The sequence below is a fragment of the Proteiniphilum sp. LBM24028 genome (assembly GCF_056629195.1).
Genome location: NZ_CM152817.1, coordinates 2,785,541 through 2,805,802, shown reverse-complemented (window position 1 = coordinate 2,805,802; position 20,262 = coordinate 2,785,541). Strand labels below are relative to the sequence as shown.

At 46.8% G+C, this 20,262-nt stretch carries 18 protein-coding genes and 1 tRNA gene; 10 read left to right on the top strand and 9 right to left on the bottom strand.

The genetic code is table 11. The annotated features are described in order from the left end of the window. Positions 1–143 precede the first annotated feature (143 nt). Positions 144–419, top strand: a complete 276-nt coding sequence (locus AC1HCU_RS11325) for a hypothetical protein (protein ID WP_480366075.1) — start codon at positions 144–146, stop codon at positions 417–419. Here the strand turns inward: AC1HCU_RS11325 and ccsA are convergent. From ccsA to nrfH, 4 genes are all read right to left on the bottom strand, one after another. Beyond that, positions 410–1,195: a cytochrome c biogenesis protein CcsA gene (gene ccsA, locus AC1HCU_RS11320; protein ID WP_480366073.1), complete on the bottom strand. Its 786-nt coding sequence runs from the start codon at positions 1,193–1,195 to the stop codon at positions 410–412. The two genes, AC1HCU_RS11325 and ccsA, sit on opposite strands and share 10 nt — an antisense overlap. After that, positions 1,192–2,463: a cytochrome c biogenesis ResB family protein gene (locus AC1HCU_RS11315; RefSeq protein ID WP_480366071.1), complete on the bottom strand. Its 1,272-nt coding sequence runs from the start codon at positions 2,461–2,463 to the stop codon at positions 1,192–1,194. The genes ccsA and AC1HCU_RS11315 overlap by 4 nt, the downstream gene beginning before the upstream one ends. Before the next feature lie 72 nt (positions 2,464–2,535). Continuing rightward, positions 2,536–4,035, bottom strand: coding sequence for an ammonia-forming cytochrome c nitrite reductase (gene nrfA, locus AC1HCU_RS11310; RefSeq protein ID WP_480366069.1), 1,500 nt, complete (start codon positions 4,033–4,035; stop codon positions 2,536–2,538). Between the two features lie 88 nt (positions 4,036–4,123). Beyond that, positions 4,124–4,732, bottom strand: a complete 609-nt coding sequence (gene nrfH / locus AC1HCU_RS11305) for a cytochrome c nitrite reductase small subunit (protein ID WP_480366067.1) — start codon at positions 4,730–4,732, stop codon at positions 4,124–4,126. A 70-nt stretch (positions 4,733–4,802) separates the two neighbouring features. Between nrfH and AC1HCU_RS11300 the strand changes: the two genes are divergently transcribed. Both AC1HCU_RS11300 and AC1HCU_RS11295 read left to right on the top strand, forming a co-directional pair. Then, a complete protein-coding gene (locus AC1HCU_RS11300) occupies positions 4,803–5,609 on the top strand; it encodes a Crp/Fnr family transcriptional regulator (RefSeq protein ID WP_480366065.1) in 807 nt (268 codons plus the stop codon). Positions 5,610–5,652: 43 nt separating this feature from the next. Next, positions 5,653–6,342, top strand: coding sequence for an SMUG2 DNA glycosylase family protein (locus AC1HCU_RS11295; RefSeq protein WP_480366063.1), 690 nt, complete (start codon positions 5,653–5,655; stop codon positions 6,340–6,342). 248 nt (positions 6,343–6,590) lie between these two features. On the opposite strand, the gene AC1HCU_RS11290 is transcribed toward AC1HCU_RS11295, so the two are convergent. The 5 genes from AC1HCU_RS11290 to sppA all read right to left on the bottom strand — a co-directional run bounded on the left by AC1HCU_RS11290 (position 6,591) and on the right by sppA (position 11,492). Further along, positions 6,591–6,663: transfer RNA gene (locus AC1HCU_RS11290), tRNA-Phe, on the bottom strand. A 136-nt stretch (positions 6,664–6,799) separates the two neighbouring features. Next, positions 6,800–7,831, bottom strand: coding sequence for a thiamine-phosphate kinase (gene thiL / locus AC1HCU_RS11285; protein WP_480366061.1), 1,032 nt, complete (start codon positions 7,829–7,831; stop codon positions 6,800–6,802). After that, positions 7,828–8,643: a purine-nucleoside phosphorylase gene (locus AC1HCU_RS11280; RefSeq protein ID WP_480366059.1), complete on the bottom strand. Its 816-nt coding sequence runs from the start codon at positions 8,641–8,643 to the stop codon at positions 7,828–7,830. The genes thiL and AC1HCU_RS11280 overlap by 4 nt, the downstream gene beginning before the upstream one ends. Then, positions 8,615–9,712 (bottom strand): tetraacyldisaccharide 4'-kinase, encoded by a 1,098-nt coding sequence (gene lpxK / locus AC1HCU_RS11275; protein ID WP_480366057.1) that lies wholly within the window; start codon positions 9,710–9,712, stop codon positions 8,615–8,617. The genes AC1HCU_RS11280 and lpxK overlap by 29 nt, the downstream gene beginning before the upstream one ends. A gap of 4 nt (positions 9,713–9,716) precedes the next feature. Next, a complete protein-coding gene (gene sppA / locus AC1HCU_RS11270; RefSeq protein ID WP_480366055.1) occupies positions 9,717–11,492 on the bottom strand; it encodes a signal peptide peptidase SppA in 1,776 nt (591 codons plus the stop codon). Positions 11,493–11,744: 252 nt separating this feature from the next. On the opposite strand from sppA, the gene AC1HCU_RS11265 reads away from it, so the two are divergent. From AC1HCU_RS11265 to metH, 7 genes are all read left to right on the top strand, one after another. After that, the gene (locus AC1HCU_RS11265; RefSeq protein ID WP_480366053.1) at positions 11,745–12,314 is read left to right on the top strand and encodes an RNA polymerase sigma factor; all 570 of its coding nucleotides are present in this window, start codon (positions 11,745–11,747) and stop codon (positions 12,312–12,314) included. Further along, on the top strand, positions 12,311–13,618 hold the full coding sequence (locus AC1HCU_RS11260; RefSeq protein ID WP_321721995.1) for a hypothetical protein: 1,308 nt from the start codon (positions 12,311–12,313) through the stop codon (positions 13,616–13,618). The genes AC1HCU_RS11265 and AC1HCU_RS11260 overlap by 4 nt, the downstream gene beginning before the upstream one ends. Before the next feature lie 18 nt (positions 13,619–13,636). Continuing rightward, positions 13,637–14,392 (top strand): hypothetical protein, encoded by a 756-nt coding sequence (locus tag AC1HCU_RS11255; protein WP_480366051.1) that lies wholly within the window; start codon positions 13,637–13,639, stop codon positions 14,390–14,392. Positions 14,393–14,510: 118 nt separating this feature from the next. Then, entirely contained in the window at positions 14,511–15,062 is a 552-nt protein-coding gene (locus AC1HCU_RS11250; RefSeq protein ID WP_321721996.1) for a hypothetical protein, read from the top strand. Continuing rightward, a complete protein-coding gene (gene smpB, locus AC1HCU_RS11245) occupies positions 15,062–15,514 on the top strand; it encodes an SsrA-binding protein SmpB (protein WP_480366048.1) in 453 nt (150 codons plus the stop codon). Before AC1HCU_RS11250 ends, smpB begins: the two co-directional genes overlap by 1 nt. A gap of 46 nt (positions 15,515–15,560) precedes the next feature. Then, the gene (locus tag AC1HCU_RS11240) at positions 15,561–16,502 is read left to right on the top strand and encodes a nucleoside recognition domain-containing protein (protein WP_480366046.1); all 942 of its coding nucleotides are present in this window, start codon (positions 15,561–15,563) and stop codon (positions 16,500–16,502) included. A gap of 60 nt (positions 16,503–16,562) precedes the next feature. Beyond that, positions 16,563–20,252 (top strand): methionine synthase, encoded by a 3,690-nt coding sequence (gene metH / locus AC1HCU_RS11235; protein ID WP_480366043.1) that lies wholly within the window; start codon positions 16,563–16,565, stop codon positions 20,250–20,252. Positions 20,253–20,262: the final 10 nt, after the last annotated feature.

The window sequence follows — 20,262 nt, the reverse complement described above, 5'->3', positions numbered from 1 at the left end:
GGTTTCTGATAACCTTTGGGATGATATGCAAAACAAACTCCGGTACAAATATAAGCACATTGTTTTAAATACAAAACAAAAAAGAGAAAAATGTTACTTTATCGTGAAATATTTAACATTATGATCGTTTTTAAGGAAAAATAATGTCAAAAAACCAGAAAGATGGTAATCCGTTCTTTTCTTTGTTTTCTCCGCTCTCGCTTTATATTCCAAACATGCGGTTGCTTCAATGGTGCACTGAAAATCACTGCAAAATTAAACAATTTGATTTTATCGTCCTATTTTGCATCACAAAAGTATTTTTACCGGGAAATACAACCGTCTTCGGGCTTTGTGGCATACCTGCTCAGCAGGGTAGGGTTTCCGGGCAGGAGACAGAAGGGGCTTGGCGATCGAACCGGGTTGTCAGCTACGAATAGACATGCACACTTTGTTGTGCCGAAGGAAGATAATTCACGCCATACCAGCATATCTGCAGCAACATGAAAGCTACGAGTAAGAGGATCATCGATAATTTATGGGATGCATTTTTTTTCAGCCGGTAATGGATGTAAAGCAGATATCCCAGCCAGGTGGCAGCAGCCCATGTCTCTTTCGGATCCCAGCTCCAGTAGTGACCCCATGCTTCCTTGGCCCAGATGGCTCCCATCAGCATGCCAAGCGTAATGCAGGCCGTTCCGGCATATACCAGCTCATCGGTCATCTGCATGAGTCGTTCGGGGTTGCTGACTTTTTTCTCTTTGACAAGATAGTAGAGGGCGCCCAGTGTAGCTGCGCCCAGTATGGCATAGGAAAACATATAAATAATGACGTGCGGGGCAAACCAGGGACTTTGCAGTGCCGGCATCAGTACCTTGTTGTGAATGTCCGGGTTCTTGATATTCACCATGATAAAGACGGCGGAGAGCAGCGTGGTGAAGGATAGTATCCATTTGTAGTTCCAGCGCAGATAGGTGAGTAGTCCCGCTATGGGAAGGAAGAAAGAATACCAGAGTCTTGTTTCTCCCATGGTGCGCAGTGGTGGCCTTTCCAATGAGTGCCAGAGTGCGGCAATAAAAAACGCGAAGACCAGCAGTCCGGCAGTCGTACATAATATGGACAGCGCCCTGTGTCTGTTTCCAAGTGCCGCGATGGCGCCCATAATCCAGAATAACAGTGCCCCTGCAGCAAAATATATAAATAGTTCCCAACTCATACCGTCCTCTTTTTAGGTCCCGCAATAAACAGGAACAGCGCCCCGGCGAGCAGCATGAAGATACCGGTGTAAACCACCTTTAACCAGGGATCCCGTACCAGTTCAAAGATAGAGACATCTGAATATTTCCCTTTCGAATTGTCGTAGCTATACTGGTAAATCATCCATTCTTCCACAGAGAGAGGTTTGTTTACCTCAATCACGGCTTGAAGGTTGGTTCCCTTTTCAGAATACAGGGTTACAAACGATTTGTATTTTTTTACCTCCTGCGGTGGCATCACAATGCTTGTGAATTCATCAACCGGCAATGTGCTATGGGGAAAGAGGTAGCTGCCACTGCTGACCCAACCCTCCACTGGCTGCTCCATCCCTGGCTTGGCTACTTTCACCTTGATGGCGGTGCCGGCGCCCTCCATCATCATGGGTACTACATTGACAAAGGTGGAGTCCCGCAATATGGCAGCATGAGGCAGGTAATCCATAATTTCCAGCGATACGCCTGCCAGACGGGCTGTTTTGCCAATTTCCACAAAATGATAGCTTTCGGGATGTGCTGCGGGTAGTATTTTCCCTGTCATGTTTTCAACGACGACCAGCCTGGGAGGGTATTCTTCTATCCGGAACGTGTCCAGCTGGATGGCTACCGGTAATTCTATGGTTTCTCCGGACTGTCCGGTACCGCGCCATTCTACCTGCCCCTTCTGCACACTCATTGTGAACCGCTTCAGATCGGCACTGCCCGATAAGCCAGCCAGAAGAGCAACAAACAATCCCAGGTGGTTCAGGTAAAAGCCGATATCGCGCCACGATTGTTTCTTGCGGGTCCTTCTGAGCAAAGTGAGTTCCAGAATTATCAGAATGTAAAAGCAGAGCAATATAAATGACCAGGAGGTGGTCATCTGAACCCATCCGAGCCGGGAGAACAGATTGTCGCTTGCCTGCATGCGACCTGTGCTGAGTGGAAGCTGCGGAGTGAGTCCCAGTATCATGCAGAGAAGAAGCAGGAGAACGATGGCCGGCACGGCAGCATAAACGCCGGATAGCCACTTTGTTGCCTTGTTTTGCGGGAGAAGAAAGTAGACAGCAATCAGCCCTGCCGTCAAAGAGGCTCCCATGATCACGTTGACCGGCGATGCAAAGAGAGCAGGCTCGATGTTCCCGACGGTCAACTGTAGCATCAAGCCCGTTAAAAGGATGCCAGTTGCCACGATGAAACCTTCTGCATACCCCCATGGCTGCTCCCATATTTTGCGGGATCTACTCTTCATGCGCTCAGCCTAATCAATATAAAATGTTTTTGTGTCCTCCAAAATCCGGACTCGAATCTGTTTCTCATTATGTTAGTTCAGACTTGCCAGCCGTTTGTTGGCTTTGGCTGTTTCGAGCCAACGGGGAACGACCGTTTGCAGGAAGTTTTGCTTGTCGGCTCTTTCTTTTTGCATATCCAACCCGATGTATGCCTGTGCCTTCTCTTTCGTGGAGATGTCGGGCAGCGGAACGTCGCCGGTGAAGCCGAGTGCCGCCAGCACCTTGGATATCTCAAAACGGGCTTTGTGGGCCCTGTCGAGGCTCAGGGAAAGAATACGTTGATATTCTACCGGCGAGTGGAACGCTCCTCCGTGCGATGCCACGGCATAATCCCAGCGCCATTGCGACTGACGAATCAATTGCAGCGCCTCTTTCATCTGTGTCTCTGTGGCTCCTCTTTCCCATGCGAACTGTGCTTCCAGATGGGCGGTGGCAAGCTCCTGCTCTGCCAGGTTGCGAATCTGATTGGCACTGCGTTGCCGTTCGTAAACCGAGTTGCGGAGATCTTCCTCTGTTTCCCGGTGGCATACCTGGCAGGTGTTGTTCATGCTTGCCAGCGGACTTCTCACGTGGTGACTGCTGTATTTGATTCCTCCTTCGGAAATATATGGCATGTGACAGTCGGCACACGAAACACCCCGCTGTGCATGGATCCCTGTTTTGAATATTTCGTAATCGGGGTGTTGTGCTTTGATGATGGGTGCCTTGCTTAACGCGTGTGTATAGTCGGTAAACCGGATGCTGTCGTAATATTGTTCCGCTCCCTCCATGGTGATGCCGTTGTGCCAGGGGAAGATCAGGTATTTCCCTTCGGGAGTGAAGTAATATTCCACATGACATTGTGCACAGGCCAGCGAACGCATCTCCTGATGGGTTGCTTCCCGGATATTCAGACCCATGGCCTCATATCCCTCAATCAATCCGGGTCGGCTTACTTTCAGATCCATTGTGGCGGCATCGTGACAGTCGGCGCATCCAATGGGATTCACTATTTCCTGTCCCCAGTGTGCCCAGGTTTTTTTGTAAAATTCGGCAATTCCCACAGAGTCCATCAAGCGGGGTACGTCGGGGCTTTTGCAGGTCCAGCAGGTGGCAGGCTGCGGCCCTTCTTCCGGCGTCATGGGAGCGCCGGTCCGCAGGGTATGGCGCACATCTTCCACGGCATGCATATGTCCTCTTGGGGTACCGTAATCTTTCGAGAAGGCATATCCGGCCCAAAGGATAACCATTTCCGGGCGCTGTTCGAGGACGTCTCTCACGCTGCTTCCGTTGAACTCACTTTGAAAAGTGGTGTCGGCTGTTTTTGCCCAGGTCTCGTATTCGCGGGGATAATTTACGGCGAACAGTTCATTGCGCGATTCGATTCCGGTGATTTCCACCTTTTTGTTGTTCATCACGCTCGCAATTTCTGCCCGGCGTTGCGTCACGGATGCTGCCAGCATTCCAAGGAGGAAAACCACACCCATTGTCACGAAAAACAGGAGCCAGCCTACCCATGGCTTCATCCTGTTGTTATTCCTCTTCCTGTTCATAGTGTTATTATTGTATATATTGAATTCAGTGTCCGGCTTTTCGTTCTTGTTCGTTATATCCTGGTTCTTGCACTTTGGCTCTTGGCCCTTATTTTTTCATTTCGGCATTCTTTACCATATCCAGCAACCAGTCCGGCACATTGCTTGCCGGCATCGGTACACGTGCATTCGGAGTGGAGGAGAGCGATCTGCTCCGTGTGTGAGGCACATCTCTGTGGCAGTCCCAACAGGCTTTTCCGCCGGTATCCTTCATCTCTCTGTAACCCATGCGCCCTGTATTCACAAACTCGGTATTGAGCTGGGTGTGACAGCGAATGCAGTTGTCCATGATTACCTGAGAACTGGCTTCAATGGCCTGGATGGCCTGGCTTTCGCCGCGTACAGTGAAAATGGCGGAATGGCGTAATCCGTCTGTCGCTTTAAAGTAATACCCTTTGATTTTATTGTCCTGGGGTACGTGACAGTCGTTGCAGGTGGTATTTCTGCCGTGTGAGCTGTGCATCCAGGTGGCGTAGTAGGGCCCCATGATGTGGCAGTTTACGCATGTGGCCGGGTCGTTTGACAGATAGCTGTAAGCACGGGAAGCAAAAAAAGTATACACGAAGAGCCCCACGAAAGCGCCACAGATAATGATGGCAGGGTATTTCCATCCCCCGCGGGGCCTGACTTCATTCCAAAAGAACCGCAGCTTGCTCATGGTTAAACGCTTTAAATATATCTGTCAATAACAAAGAAAGGAATAATATTTGCAAAAAACTGTAATAATTATGACATTTGTAAAAAATGAGGAAGAGAAATATACAATTGAAAAATCGAAGGGGAGTAAGCAGATAATTTTGTCTGACTCTGATTGTTATCAAATAATAATAAAAAACGGGAACGAAAGAATGAAACAGCAGCAACCTGAACCTGATTATCGCCGTATGATCTTTCAATGCCCATTGTGCAGTTTGATACCTGAAGAACAAAAGGATTCCTTTTTGCAGGATGTGCGGTTTTCAGTCAGGAGTTACCAGAAGGGAGAAATCATTGTGACACAGGGAACGCATTATGATTCGCTCTATATCCTTATCAATGGAGAAGTTGTAACAGAGATGGCCGATGAGAAGGGTGATTTTATGAAGGTGGAACAGCTCAAGGCTCCCAATCCGATGGCGACAGGTTTTCTGTTTTCTTCGGATAATCGTTCCCCTGTTTCCGCGATTTGTCATACAGTATGTACCGTCGTGGTAATACCGCGGGAGAATGTCTACTTTCTTATGCGGAAATATGAAGGTTTTATGATGGCTTTTCTGGCTTACATATCTAATAAGGTATCTTTTCTTTCGGAAAAACTGAGACTTGTCTCCTTTCGGACCATCCGTGCGAAGCTTGCATACTACCTGCTGAAAGAGTCGGAAGGTGAAAAATCATTTCGGTTGAAGACATCCAAGGAAAACATGTCACGTCTATTTGGCGTTTCGCGGCCTGCGCTGGTAAAAGTGATGATGGAGATGGCAGAGGAGGGGCTGATTAATGTGGACCGGCGTGATATTCAAATCAACGACAGGGCAGCGCTGAAAAAAATGCTTTAAATGCATTGTCCCGAAATCAATTTCTGTATGTTATCTTTGAATTATGCAAACATTCGCAGATAAAGTGATCGAGTTTAATCGTCATTTGGTGTACTCGGGTGAATTGCCTGAAGGTTTTCAGGTGATGAACCCCTTTCTGGGTAATCCGGAAACAATGAAAGTGATGGAAGCGTTTTATCACAAGTACTATCACGATACCCGGCAACGCAGGTTTATTATCGGGATAAACCCAAGCCGTAACGGGGCCGGGGTGACCGGCGTGCCCTTTACCGACACGAAACGACTGGAGAGTGCCTGTGGAATTTCAATGAAATCGGCACGTACCCACGAGGTATCCTCCGTATTTTTGTATGATATGATTGCAGCTTATGGAGGCGTGGAGCATTTCTATCATGAATTTTATATCAACTCTCCTTTTCCACTGGCAATTATCCGGCAAACGGCAGGAGGAGCCTGGCTGAATGCAAACTATTATGATGACCCGCAGCTCTTTAAAATGATAAAAGGGTTTATGATAGAATCACTTAAGAAACACATTGATTTGGGGCTTGACACTGCTGAGGTGTTCGTTCTCGGGAAAAAGAACGCGGATTTTATCATGAAACTAAATGCAGGAGAGAAATTGTTCGGCAAAATGATTCCCCTGGAACATCCCCGCTTTATACAGCAATACAAATCGAAAGACAGGCAGCTCTATATCGATAAGTATCTGCAGTCATTTCACGGTCGTTGATATAACAAACGGCAGTTTGCCGTGCTACCACAACTCTGATGTTTCCTTTTTTAACCCGTATTTCCTTTTAATCTGAGTCGATGCTACGTCTTGAATATTTGGAGTATTATACGAGCGAGTAAAGGAGAAAGTGTAGTGCAGTGCCGGAAAATGTGCTCCGTTGATCCCGGATCCTCCATTATCTGCTGAATTGATGGGTGGATAAAAAAGAAAAACACTTGAAATCAGATATTCAAGTGTTTTTTGGGTGGTGCCACCAGGAATCGAACCGGGGACACACGGATTTTCAGTCCGTTGCTCTACCGACTGAGCTATGGCACCAACATTGCTTAAATTGCGAGTGCAAAGATAAGCGCATTTTCGTGAAATGCAAAATTTGCCTGAGAAAATGTCGAAAAATAATTGTTCTGCGGTTCCTCTATAACGAAACGGATATTACAACATCTAATGTGGACGCCTATCTTTCGTCCAGATGATTCCACCCCTGCGCACGGAGCTGCATCTCCTGACCGTCGCGGGTAACCAGGAAACAGCCCTGTTCGGGTTTGGATATATGTCCGATCAGATGCACCCCCGGCACCGATTTCATATTCTCATGAAGTGTAAGCGGAACAGTGAAAAGAAGCTCATAGTCCTCACCGCCGTTCAACGCCACTGTAGTTACGTTCATGTTAAATGTCTCCGCCATCATGGCCGTTTGGTAGTCGATGGGAAGTCTTTCCTCAAAAAGCTGGCAACCCGTATTACTTTGTTTGCAGATATGAAGCAGGTCTGATGACAGCCCATCCGAAATATCGATCATTGCTGTGGGAATGATACCGTTTTCAGCCAGCAGGACCACGATATCTCTCCTCGCTTCCGGTTTAAGCTGCCGCTCCAGCAGATATTCCTTTCCGGAGAAATCGGGTTGCACGTCACTACTGCCGTTGAACACACTTTTTTCCCTTTCCAGTAACTGCAAGCCCATATACGAGGCTCCCAGGTCGCCAGAAACATAAAGAAGATCAGTGTCCTTTGCCCCGTTCCTGTAAACGATCTTATCTGCGTCGACTGAACCAATACAGGTGATGCTGATAGTGAAGCCGGTGAGCGATGAGGTGGTATCTCCGCCTACAATATCTACCCCGTAAATATCGCAGGCCTGTTTCAGTCCCTTATAAAATTCCTCGAGGTCTTCCACCGAAAACCGTTTCGATATGCCCAGAGAGACAGTAATTTGTTGCGGTGTACCGTTCATTGCGTAAATATCGGAGAAGTTGACAACAGCAGCCTTATATCCCAGATGTTTCAACGGAGTATACACAAGATCGAAATGGATTCCTTCCAGCAGCATGTCGGTAGTCACCAGGATTTTCTTTCCAGTGTAATCCAGAACGGCTGCATCGTCGCCTACTCCTTTAATGGATGTGGGCTGTGTGAGCTGAACATCACCGGTCAAATAATCAATCAGCCCAAACTCTCCCAATGTCGCTATTTCCGTTCTCTTCATTCAATCCTCCCGATGATGGTGCGCATGATCTCCGCCATCTTAGGCTGTGCAATTTTTGCAGCCTCCTGTACATCTTCGTGCGATACTTCCACAATTTTTCCGATTACACCCAGATCGGTTATAATGGAGAAGGCGAGTACTTTCATGCCGGCATGGTTGGCTACGATTACTTCGGGCACGGTAGACATCCCCACGGCATCTCCCCCGATTACACGAAAGAAATTATATTCGGCAGGTGTTTCAAACGTGGGACCCTGCACTCCAACATATACTCCATGCTGTAGTTTGATATTTTTTTCTTTGGCGATCTCCATGGCCATCAGGCGCAGACTTTTGTTGTAGGCCTCACTCATATCGGGGAAACGGGTTCCCAACTCGTTGAAGTTTTTTCCGTGAAGCGGATGTTCGGGAAACATGTTAATATGATCCTCAATCAACATGATGTCGCCGATATCGAAGCTGGGATTCATCCCTCCGGCCGCGTTCGACACAAACAGATATTCAATGCCCAGTGCCTGGAAAACACGCACGGGAAAAGTAACCTGTTTCATGTCATATCCCTCGTAGTAATGAAAACGTCCCTGCATGGCAAGCACCTTTTTACCACCCAGGGTACCAATAATCAACTTTCCGCTGTGACCCTCCACGGTGGAAACAGGGAAATTGGGTATCCCGGTATAGGGTATTTCCTCTTTGTCGGCGATCTCATGCGCCAGTTCTCCCAGGCCGGTGCCCAGGATAATTGCAGTATTCGGGATCTCTCCGATCCTGTTCTTTAAGTAGTCAGCCGTTTGTTTGATGGTTTCTAACATGTTCAAGTATTTTATGATTGAAAGAGTTCCTCTCGGTGTCATCCACAAAGGTAACACGCACCGGAATATAATAAAGTATTTTTTTTAACTCATCATCCAGAAAGGGTAATGCGCGGAATCGCGTGGCATCCTTTTCGGTGGTGATGATCATCTTATTGTCATCGTCTACAGATTCTACCATTTGACGGACAGCCTGTACATCTTCTTTCGTGAACATATGATGATCGGGAAAGAACTTTGTATAGAGGTTGTACGTCTTGTGCTCCAGCTTGTCCACCAATGGAGCGGGTGAAGCGATGCCGGTAACCAGAAAAAGATGTTTCTTGCGTAACTCATTCAGCATGATCGATTCAGATTGTATGTCGGGAAATACCGGTTTCACTGAGTCATAGTCGAGTGTGGTGAAAAAGAGTTTCTGGTAGCGAAAAAGGTCCAGCCCGTTTGTGTAGATCCTGAAATCGATGGGTTGCATGTCGGGGTCGCATTTGGTGACCATCACAATAGAGGCCCGGTCTTTTCCTTTGAGCGGCTCGCGCAGCAGGCCTGCAGGCAGTAATTTATCTTCGAATACGGGTCTGTTGCTGTCCACCAGCAAAATAGAGAGTGATGGCAATACATGGCGGTGCTGAAAACCGTCGTCGAGTAAAATCACGTCGGGTCGTTCCGATTTTTCGATGGAAAGAATTTTTTGAATGGCCGATACCCGGTTTTTGTCCACCACCACCAATGTATTCGGAAACTTCTGTTTAATCTGCAGCGGCTCATCTCCTACATCTTGCACTTTCGAGTCGGTATCCACGATAAGAAAACCTTTGCTTTTCCGTTTATACCCTCTGCTTAATACTGCCACCTTGTATCTTGGTGTCAGGAGCCTGATCAGATATTCTATGTGTGGAGTCTTACCGGTACCACCTACAGTAAGGTTACCCACGCAGATGACCGGGATGTCAAAAGTATGCTGTTTGAGTATTTTCCTGTTGAAAAGCCAGTTTCGTAAATCCACACCAATCCCGTACAACCACGATAGGGGCAGCATTGCACGATGTATTTCAACGGCTGGTTTGTCCATTTTATTATTTGATATTCAGATCGAAAGGAATTCTCGCCTGAACATAATCCTGGTCTTTCAAATCTTTCAAAATCGTGAATAACTCATAGCTATCGCCCAGATACTCCTTCAATGTACGTGCTGCCAGCTCCTCCTTGGCTGGTTTCAATAGTTCGTCGATGCGGGACCGCATCTTGGGATATTCGAAAATGACATAACTCTTACCAAGATTAGCCAGCTCAGCAGCTATTTCTATGGCTTTTTCAACGCCGCCAAGCTCATCGACAAGGCCGATCTCTTTTGCCTGATTCCCCGTCCATACACGTCCTTCGGCATAAAGTGCCATGGAGTCTTTCGGCATATTACGTCCCTCGGCACAACGTGTGAGAAAAAGGTCATATCCTTTTTCAATATAGGCCTGAAGCATCTCTCTTTCCCTTGCACTCACGGGGCGGGTGATGTTTCCGAAATCGGCAAACTCATGGGTTTTCACCTCATCGGTATAGACTCCTATTTTCTTGGAAGTACCTTCCATATTAGGGAAGATGCCGAATATTCCAATGGAGCCTGTGAGCGTGGTGGGTTGCGCCACAATTCTGTCGGCGTTGCAGGCAATGTAATAACCTCCCGAGGCGGCCATATCTCCCATGGAAACAACCACCGGCTTCTCCTCCTTCAGCGAGCTTATTGCTTTCCAGATTTGTTCCGAAGCATACGCACTGCCTCCGCCGGAGTTGATACGAAAAACCACGGCTTTTACTTCTTTGTCCTTTCTCAGCTTTTCGATCTGATCCACCATATACTTGTCCTGTATTTCCAGAGAGCCGTTGCCCGAAACGATGTTGCCACTGGCATAGAGGATGGCGACCGTGTTGTCGGTTTTCTTTACAGGCCTTGTATTTACTGACTTCATTTCTGCAACCGTGACAGAGGGAATTTTATTTTCTTGTTCGATATCCAGCAGAGTTCGCAGATAATCCTTCATCTCGGTTTCGTATAACAGCGTATCTACGAGATTTGCAGAAAGCAAGTATTCAGTAGACTGTAGCACAGGCATCGTGTTGGCCAACGAATCAACAGTCGCATTGTCGAGGAAACGCGATGCCGCTATATCCTGCCGCAGAAAACTCCAGGCATCGTTCAGATAGGAAGCTACCTGTGCTCTGTTGGCCTCGCTCATCTCATTTTGAGTGAACGGTTCTACGGCCGATTTATAGGTCCCTACCTTGAAAACCTGCATTTCAATTCCCAGTTTGTCGAGGGCATCCTTGAAAAAGAGAGGTGTGGAGGCCAGACCGTGCAGGTCGAGCATTCCCTGCGGGTTTATGGCTATCTTGTCGGCCACTGAAGCGAGGTAATAACCACCCTGTGTATAGGTGTCGGCATAAGATACGATAAATTTACCACTCTCCTTGAACCCGGCCAGTTCCTGACGGATCTCTGCCAGGGTGGCCATCGAGGCCGAAAGCATGCGTGAATCCAGGTATATTCCTTTTATTTTGTCGTTATTTTTCGCTTTACGGATAGCACCTACAATATCGTTTAGTCCTGTCACGGAAGAATAGTCGCTGCCAATTATCGAAGTGAAGGGATCTTCTTCCGGTGTTCGTTCCGCGATGGAGCCTTCCAAACGCAGATTCAATACTGAATTTTCTTGAAGTGTAAATTTGGTAGACGTCACAGAACTGAGAGCAGATCCTATCATCCCGAAAAACAGCAGCATTGCGATGAGTGAAAGAATCACCTGTGCAATAAGAAATCCTACGGCTGAGGCGAACATGATTTTTATAAAATCTTTCATAAAGAGGACTTTTAGTGTATTGGTTGGACAAAAATAAGTAAAAAACAGTTATGCTACAATACAAAATTACACATTCTTAATTAATTTCACTTGGTTTATTTTAAGGCTGATAGTATATTTGATTAATGAAATATATTGACAATGGAATTGCATTTTGCTTTTTGTTTAAAAAAATATAAATTTGGATAAAAACTGTTGACCGGGTGCAACGTTTTTACGATTTAACCATCTATCATTTGAACTGCGATAAGAATGGACGATTCGCAACTAATAATAGCGTGTAAGAAACAGGACCGTAGTGCTCAGAAGGCATTATATGAACGGTACGCACCTATAATGACGGCCGTGTGCATGCGCTATTGTAAAGAGGAAGAAGCGGCTCTCGATCTGTTGCATGACGGATTTATCCGTGTTTTTACGCAAATTGGCTCATATTCGGGCAAGGGTTCTTTTGAAGGTTGGCTGAGACGAATTTTTGTAAATCTGGCGCTGGAAAGTTTCCGGAAAGAGAAGCAAAAGAACCGGTTTCTGGAAGAATATAGTTACCTTCTGGCTACTGAAACAGAAAATAGCGGTGATAACGATGATATGCTCGACATAGAAAATATTCCACGCGATGAAGTCATGGAAATGATCAGAGACCTCCCGCCCGGATACAGAATGGTTTTCAATTTGTTTATTTTTGAGGAATTGTCACACAGGGAGATTGCGCAAATGCTGGGTATCAAAGAAGCTGCTTCGCGTTCCCAGTTTTTCAGGGCAAAGAAAATGTTAAAGAACAAAATCAGCACTATTCTTCAACACCACAAGCAAGTACAATGAACAGAGATAATGAGATAAGAAGAGAAATACAATCAAAATTCAACGATTACAGAGTTCCGGTACCGCCCGACGGATGGGATCGGTTAGAGCAATCGCTGAATGCTGCCATGGCAGCACGCCGGATAGTTCGTCGCCGGTGGTATGCTGCTTCGGCTGTCGCCGCGGTAATCCTGCTCGTGGGAGGGTTGCTTTATAACAGGCCCGCGGCCGATATATCCACTCCGCTTGTTTCGGAATCGAAACCATCGGTCTCCGGCAGGGAATCTCAGTATGACGGAACAGCTAAGGGTGAAGTGCAAACGCATACCGGTACAGTTGTTACCACCACTCCTTCGGGCTCCCTACAATCACATGCAGGTCAGGAGAAACAGAGAAAATCCGGTATTGGCGAATATGCAGTGTCTGAAAAAAAACAAGAGATGTTACATCGTGAACGAACCCTGCTGGTTAAGGCGGAGAGAAACATCAGCGAAAATGATATCCGCTCTGTCATTAAACAGTCCAAACTGCAACTTGGGGAGCCTCTGACAAGGAACAGGGGCGATGATGAGTTTATCACGGTAGGCGAAGAACAGACCGGACTGATCAACGGAGAAGAACCGGAACAAACAGGCACGGGAGGGATAATTCTGGCGATGAATGGTCGTGGCGGCCTTGCTCCTTTTCAACAAACGGTAAACTCACCCATGACATTAAGAACTGCCCAGATGGCAGACAACATCCCTCCGATGAACGATTCCAGGATGTTTACAGCAAATAATACAGCCGGGAATGTTTCTGAAATGGAACATGATCAGCCTATTTCTTTCGGTATAACAGTGTCGAAGTCGCTCTTCGATGATCTCTCTCTGGAAACCGGACTCCTGTATACCTATCTCTCATCAAAAGTAAGAAATTCCGGTACCAATTTTCAGGTACAGGAGACCCAGCATTTACATTATATAGGCATTCCCCTGAATGTGAATTATAATCTTTTCTCTCTGAAAAAACTGGATGTGTATGCTTCTGTGGGGGGGATGCTTGAAAAAGATGTGTATGGTGAATACCGGAGAAAAGGAGAAGGGAAATCTACTGAATTGAATATTTCCTCTGAAGAGGAGATAACAAAAATCTCACAACATAATCCGCAAATCTCCGTCAATGCGGGCGTGGGTATTTCTTATCCTGTCTGGCAAAATTTTAAATTATACGGTAAGATTGGAGGAGCCTATTACTTCGATGCAAACAACCAATATAAAACCATCTATTCCGACAGTAAGATCGTGATGGATCTGAATGTGGGTTTGAGATATGAATTTAAATAATCATAAAATAAAATCAAAATGAAGAAAACAATTTTATTGTTTGGTATGATCGGCATGACACTTTTATTGTCATCCTGTCTTGAAGAAGGAAGCCGGAATTACGAAGAAACTTCCGTAGCTTACATAGCTGAAGATAACGCAACGGGAAATATTTACGGCAGAACACTTTCCGGACGCTTTATAACTTCGTCGCAAATGCAACTGATGAGTCCGGGAACATTACAATTCTTCCGTTATAGCTGGACTGAAGAACGAGGAAGCACGCCTGTTCGTACCGGTGCATCTTCAACCGATGTGATTTATGCCGATAATGTAGTAATTTCCGGCGAGCCGGTAGAAATAAACAGTGTCTCCCTGCGGATGGGTCAACAACCCCCTGTGGTGGAGACCCCGACAAAATTTGTGGCAATTGATCCACCGTTTTATGCAGGTGACAACATCTATTTAGGAGATCATTGGATTTTTCAATACGCCTACGAAGCCAAAAAAGGAGAATCGGCCGTAGTGGATTTCTATCATGTGGAAAATTCCGACGCCACTAACAACGAGATCTCCATTGTGATAGATATAAACATAGAGGGAACTCCTGAGGGTACCACCGTGAGTACGAAATCCGATCTGATCGCGCTGGACATGTCCGATTTGCGAGCAATGTACGAAGGAACAAGTACGACAAGTACCAAGGAGTTGAAAATCAAGTTTAAATACTATATGAAAGGAAGTAGCCAGATCGTGGATTCACAAATCTACCGGATGACAGTAAAGGGTGATTGATTTTTACCCGTTTCATCAATCGAAGAGCAGCCCTTATTTGGAGCTGCTTTTTTTATTTCTCTCTTATTCCCTTAATTAAGAGGAATTCGTTACCTTTGCAATCCAAAATAAAAAGATAATGTGGAGAGATATTTTTGTTACAATAATACAATTAATAGTCGCTTCCCCAATTGCATGGAAAGAAATAACAAAGGAGGAGAGAAGTCTGAACAGTTTTACCGGCCGCTTTTTTCATCCTTTAATCGGAATAATAGCCCTGGCGGCTTTCGTGGGCGGCTTGTGGTTTGCCCGTGAAGGCGGACTGCCCGGTGCACTAAAGAATACCATTGTCAGCATTGTGGCTGTGTATGGTGGATTTTATATCGTCTCCTATACTTTGAATGAGATGGCGCCCCGTTTTGGCCTCGTTAAAAATCCGATTATTTATCAGCTTTTTACGGGATATGCTTCAGTAGTGATTTACTTGTTATACATTATAATCCCTTTTCTCTCCGATTTTTTTATACTCTGGTTGCTTGCCCTTTACACTTTTTATATTGTGCAGACAGGTGCGATGTATTACCTGAAAGTGCCGGCCGGAAAGCGGCTGAATTTCACTATCTTTGCCTCAGCACTTATTATTCTGACACCTTCACTGATAAGAGGGCTATTTACATTTATGATTAAATAATGCAGCAAACGGCAGTCAACATAAAAAATAAGCGCGCCACGTTCGACTACGAACTCCTGGATATCTACACGGCAGGTATTGTACTTACCGGTACAGAAATCAAATCGCTCCGGCAGGGCAAGGCAAGCCTGGTAGATACCTACTGTTTTTTTGAAAAGGGTGAATTGTGGGTCCGTAACATGCATATTGCCGAATACTTCTACGGTACCTATAATAACCACAATGCACGCCGCGACCGAAAATTGCTGCTCAACAAAAAGGAACTGCATAAGCTTTTGCGGCTGACCCGCGAGACCGGCTTCACCATCATCCCGGTCCGGTTGTTTATCAACGAAAGGGGACTGGCCAAGCTGGTGATTGCCGTGGCAAAAGGGAAAAAAGAGTATGACAAACGTCAGTCGTTGAAAGAAAAAGAAGACAAACGTGATATGGATCGCATGTTTAAGAAGTAGTTTTAAATTATTGTTTTAGGTTTACGTTATTACAAAACGTTGCAATATGCAGTTTTTGCACCACCTTATCTTTCGTGCATTAAAAAAATCAGCCCGCACCACGCTCTGGTTATTGAAAATCATTTTGCCCATATCGTTACTGGTGCGCTTTCTGGATTATTACGGAGGATTGGCTTATATGGCCGATTTTCTGGATCCTGTCTTTGTATATATGGGATTACCGGGAAGTACGGCCATCATATTTATTACCAGTATCTTTCTGCCGCTTTATGCCCCGCTGGCCATCATCACTTCCATGACCATCACCCTGCGTGAGCTGACCATCCTTGCGCTGATGTGTCAGATATCGCATAATCTGCCCGTGGAGAGTGCCATACAAGCCAAGACGGGAACTTCATTCCGTGCAATGTCTGTTCTGCGTATTGTAACAAGTATACTAACGGGCATTGTATTAAACCTGATTCTGCCAAAGGAAATGGGGATGCCCATCTTTATGCAGACAGAGATAGTTGTCATGACATCAGTAGCAGATGTGATATTGCTCTGGCTGAAGAGCTCGCTACATATCGCCTTGTTGATTGTTGTGATCGTTTTCACCTTAAATTTGTTATACAATATGCTTGAGGCCTATCGGCTGATTCCGAAGCTGAGCAGGGCAATCGGGCCGCTTCTCCGTTTTTTTGGCTTGCCAACGAGCACTGCCTTTCTGTGGCTGATCGGTTATATTGTAGGCCTGGCTTATGGTGGCGCACTGATGATAGATCAGATGAAAGAGGGGAAAGTTACCAAAACTGAAGCCAGCCTGTTGAATTACCATCTTGCTGTGTCTCACTCTGTGCTGGAAGACAATATATTGTTTGCCGCCCTGGGCGTCTCCATCTGGTGGATATTGGGGGTGAGGTTTGCAATTGCCTGGATGGTGGTCTGGTTGAGAAGGCTTGTATTGAAATTACGGTTCGGACACATGCGCTTAAAAACCGGATCATAGCTGAAGATCAATTTTATTGATTATTTTTGGGCGGAATAATAAATTGAGAGAACAAACGAAATGAAGTTAGAAGAGATTTTAACCCATCGCATCCTGATACTCGATGGTGCGATGGGTACAATGATACAGCGTTATAAACTCACGGAAGCCGATTTTCGGGGTGAGCGGTTCAAAGATTCACCTACATTGCTGAAAGGAAATAACGATCTGCTTTCCCTCACGCGCCCCGATGTGATCGGGCAGATTCACAGGGAGTACCTGCAGGCAGGAGCCGACATCATTGAAACCAATACATTCAATGCCACCAGCATCTCCATGCAGGATTATGGCATGAGCCACATGGCTGCCGAGATTAATCTGGCAGCTGCCAGGCTGGCTCGTGAAGCTGCCGATGAGTTTACCCGGTTCACACCACAAAAACCCCGCTTTGTCGCAGGCTCTGTCGGACCGACCAACAAAACTGCCTCTATGAGTCCACGGGTGGAGGACCCGATGTTTCGTGCCGCCACTTTTGACGATTTCAAGATGGCCTACAAAGAGCAGATGCTGGCACTGACCGACGGTGGAGTAGATTTGTTGTTGATTGAAACCATTTTCGACACCCTCAATGCCAAGGCTGCGATTTTTGCAGCCGAAGAAGTTGCCGCGGAGACAGGGAAAGCCCTCCCGATCATTCTCTCAGTCACACTTTCCGACAAGGCCGGAAGGACACTTTCGGGACAAACATTAGCTGCTTTTGTCGCCTCCGTAAGCCATGCCAACCCTTTGGCAATAGGCTTAAATTGTTCCCTTGGAGCCGCAGAGCTGAAACCTTATGTGAAGGAACTGGGCAAAATAGCACCTTTCTTTATCAGTACCTATCCCAATGCCGGTTTACCTAATCAGCTGGGTGAGTACGATGAGACACCTGAGAAGATGGCTGCACAGATTAAGGAGTTTATCGATGAAGGGTTGATAAACATTGTAGGGGGATGCTGCGGCACCACCCCCGCACACATAGCCGAATATGCGCAGATGGTGGAACATGGGACGCCACACAGGAAGTCTGGCCATCCGGCTTATATGCAACTTTCAGGACTGGAATTGCTGGAAGTCTCCCCGCAGATTAATTTTCTCAATATTGGTGAACGCTGCAACGTGGCCGGTTCGCGCAGGTTCCTGCGTTTAATCCAGGAGAAAAAATATGAGGAAGCACTGGAGATTGCCCGCAAACAGGTGGAGGACGGTGCACAGGTACTCGACATCAACATGGATGAGGGATTACTGGATGGTGTAGAGGAGATGACACGCTTTCTGAACCTGCTGGCTTCCGATCCCGATGTTTCCCGTGTGCCCATCATGATCGACTCCTCAAAGTGGGAAGTACTGGAAGCAGGGCTTAAGTGTGTGCAGGGCAAACCAATTGTCAACTCCATCTCACTGAAAAACGGAGAAGTGGAATTCCTGCATCATGCCCGGCTGGCACAGCGCTATGGTGCCGCGGTGGTCGTGATGGCCTTCGATGAGACGGGACAGGCAGATACCTATGAACGCCGTATAGAAATCTGTGAGAGAGCTTACGGGTTACTCATCAGGAATGGATTCGATCCGAATGATATCATTTTCGATCCCAATGTGCTGGCCATTGCTACAGGAATCGACGAGCACAAAAACTACGGAGTGGATTATATACAAGCGGTCCGCTGGATCAAGGAACATCTCCCGCATGCCAAAGTGAGTGGCGGTGTGAGCAACCTTTCCTTCTCCTTCCGTGGCAATGATTCTATTCGTGAGATGATGCACTCGGTCTTCCTTTATCACGCCATCCAGGCCGGAATGGACATGGGAATAGTGAATCCGGCCCAGTCTGTCATTTATGAGGACATCCCGGCGGAGGTGAAAGAGCTTGTGGAAGATGCCGTACTAAACAGACGCGACGATGCCACGGAACGACTTATGGCCTACGCCGAGAAGATAAAAAATGAGAAAACTCCCGAAACAGAACAATCTAAAACTCAGGAATGGCGCACCCTTTTGCTCGACGAACGACTGAGCTACGCGCTGGTGAAGGGTATTGGCGATTACTTGGAGGAAGATCTGGCTGAGGCGCTACAGTTATACCCGCGTGCAGTGGATATCATCGATAAACCCCTGATGGATGGCATGAACAGGGTAGGCGACCTCTTCGGATCGGGGAAGATGTTTCTGCCACAGGTGGTGAAGGCGGCCCGCACCATGAAAAAGGCGGTAGCCATCCTTCAACCCACAATCGAAGCAGAAAAGACCACGTCGGGTGGATCACAGAAAGCAGGTAAGATCCTGCTCTCCACCGTGAAAGGAGACGTGCACGACATCGGTAAGAATATCGTCTCCATCGTGCTGGCATGCAATAACTATGAGATCATCGACCTGGGCGTGATGGTGCCTCCCGAAAAGATCATCGACACGGTGATCAGGGAAAAACCCGATATCGTGGGCCTGAGCGGACTCATTACTCCCTCCCTTGAAGAGATGGCCATCGTGGCTGAAGAGATGGAAAAGGCCGGCTTTGATATGCCCCTGCTTATTGGTGGTGCCACTACCTCCAAGCTACATACGGCCTTGAAGATTGAGCATCGCTATAAGCATGGTGCTGTAGTTTATGTGAAGGACGCCTCACAAAGTCCTTCTGCCGTAGCCAATCTCATGAGCTCAGAGAATAAAGATGCCTACGTCCGGAAAGTACGTAGCGAGTATGCACTTTTGCGGGAAGGACATGCCATGAAGGTAACCGAGCTTGTTCCATTGGAAGAAGCCCGCAGAAACCCTTTCCGGATTACAGGCAGCTACGAGCCGGTACACCCCCGAACTATGGGGCGGGTGAAACTGGAGAAGATAGGAATTGATGTATTGATACCCTATATCGACTGGAAATTCTTTTTTCCTGCCTGGAACCTGTCCGCCAAATTTCATACCATCACCCGCATTGATCGGAATAATGCCGCTGCCTATGAAAAATGGAAAGCATCCTATCGCGACGATGAACAGGAGAAGGCGGTGGAAGCTGCAAAGCTGTATCACGACGCACAGAATATGTTGCACCGTTTTGCAGATGAACGGGTGGATTATGTGAAAGCGGTCTTCGGGCTGTATGAGGCATACAGTGAGAATGACAATATTTTCATCGGTGAAACGCTCTTCCCCTTCCTGCGGCAGCAGAAGAAAACCGACCAGAATCAATATTTCTGCCTGAGCGATTTTGTCGCTTCCCGTGAATCGGGGAAGAGGGATTATCTGGGTGCTTTTGCTGTAACCGCCGGTGATGGGGCAGATGAGCAAATGCATCGGTATGAGAAGGAAGGCGACGATTATTCAGCACTGCTGATGAAGTCATTACTCGACAGGCTGGCCGAGACTGCCACCGAATGGGTGCACGAAAGGGTACGACGGGAATACTGGGGATATGCGGCCGACGAGAAGCTTTCTATAGCAGAATTGTTTGCGGTGAAGTACCAGGGTATACGCCCTGCAGTGGGTTACCCTTCCATTCCTGATCAGACGACCAATTTCCTGCTGCACAGGCTCCTCAAAACAGAAGAAATAGGTATATCCCTTACCGAGAATGGCGTGATGTATCCCAACGCATCGGTCAGCGGATTCTTCTTTGCTCATCCCGAGTCGAAATATTTCTCTATTGGTGAGATCAGTGAAGAGCAAATGATCGACTACGCCAAACGAAAAAATGTGAAGCCGGAAGAGATAAGGAAATTCCTCCTCGCAAATCTGGGGTAAGTTTCGTATC

Bases quoted from the DNA above. Each gene is read 5' to 3' on its own strand.
- AC1HCU_RS11255 (WP_480366051.1), top strand. From the start codon at position 13,637: ATGAAGAAAACAATTTTATTGTTTGGTATGATCGGCATGACACTTTTA.
- metH (WP_480366043.1), top strand. From the start codon at position 16,563: ATGAAGTTAGAAGAGATTTTAACCCATCGCATCCTGATACTCGATGGT.
- AC1HCU_RS11260 (WP_321721995.1), top strand. From the start codon at position 12,311: ATGAACAGAGATAATGAGATAAGAAGAGAAATACAATCAAAATTCAAC.
- AC1HCU_RS11325 (WP_480366075.1), top strand. From the start codon at position 144: ATGTCAAAAAACCAGAAAGATGGTAATCCGTTCTTTTCTTTGTTTTCT.
- AC1HCU_RS11295 (WP_480366063.1), top strand. From the start codon at position 5,653: ATGCAAACATTCGCAGATAAAGTGATCGAGTTTAATCGTCATTTGGTG.
- AC1HCU_RS11265 (WP_480366053.1), top strand. From the start codon at position 11,745: ATGGACGATTCGCAACTAATAATAGCGTGTAAGAAACAGGACCGTAGT.
- lpxK (WP_480366057.1), bottom strand. From the start codon at position 9,712: ATGGACAAACCAGCCGTTGAAATACATCGTGCAATGCTGCCCCTATCG.
- sppA (WP_480366055.1), bottom strand. From the start codon at position 11,492: ATGAAAGATTTTATAAAAATCATGTTCGCCTCAGCCGTAGGATTTCTT.
- AC1HCU_RS11315 (WP_480366071.1), bottom strand. From the start codon at position 2,463: ATGAAGAGTAGATCCCGCAAAATATGGGAGCAGCCATGGGGGTATGCA.
- smpB (WP_480366048.1), top strand. From the start codon at position 15,062: ATGCAGCAAACGGCAGTCAACATAAAAAATAAGCGCGCCACGTTCGAC.
- AC1HCU_RS11280 (WP_480366059.1), bottom strand. From the start codon at position 8,643: ATGTTAGAAACCATCAAACAAACGGCTGACTACTTAAAGAACAGGATC.
- nrfH (WP_480366067.1), bottom strand. From the start codon at position 4,732: ATGAGCAAGCTGCGGTTCTTTTGGAATGAAGTCAGGCCCCGCGGGGGA.
- nrfA (WP_480366069.1), bottom strand. From the start codon at position 4,035: ATGAACAGGAAGAGGAATAACAACAGGATGAAGCCATGGGTAGGCTGG.
- AC1HCU_RS11250 (WP_321721996.1), top strand. From the start codon at position 14,511: ATGTGGAGAGATATTTTTGTTACAATAATACAATTAATAGTCGCTTCC.
- thiL (WP_480366061.1), bottom strand. From the start codon at position 7,831: ATGAAGAGAACGGAAATAGCGACATTGGGAGAGTTTGGGCTGATTGAT.
- AC1HCU_RS11240 (WP_480366046.1), top strand. From the start codon at position 15,561: ATGCAGTTTTTGCACCACCTTATCTTTCGTGCATTAAAAAAATCAGCC.
- AC1HCU_RS11300 (WP_480366065.1), top strand. From the start codon at position 4,803: ATGACATTTGTAAAAAATGAGGAAGAGAAATATACAATTGAAAAATCG.
- ccsA (WP_480366073.1), bottom strand. From the start codon at position 1,195: ATGAGTTGGGAACTATTTATATATTTTGCTGCAGGGGCACTGTTATTC.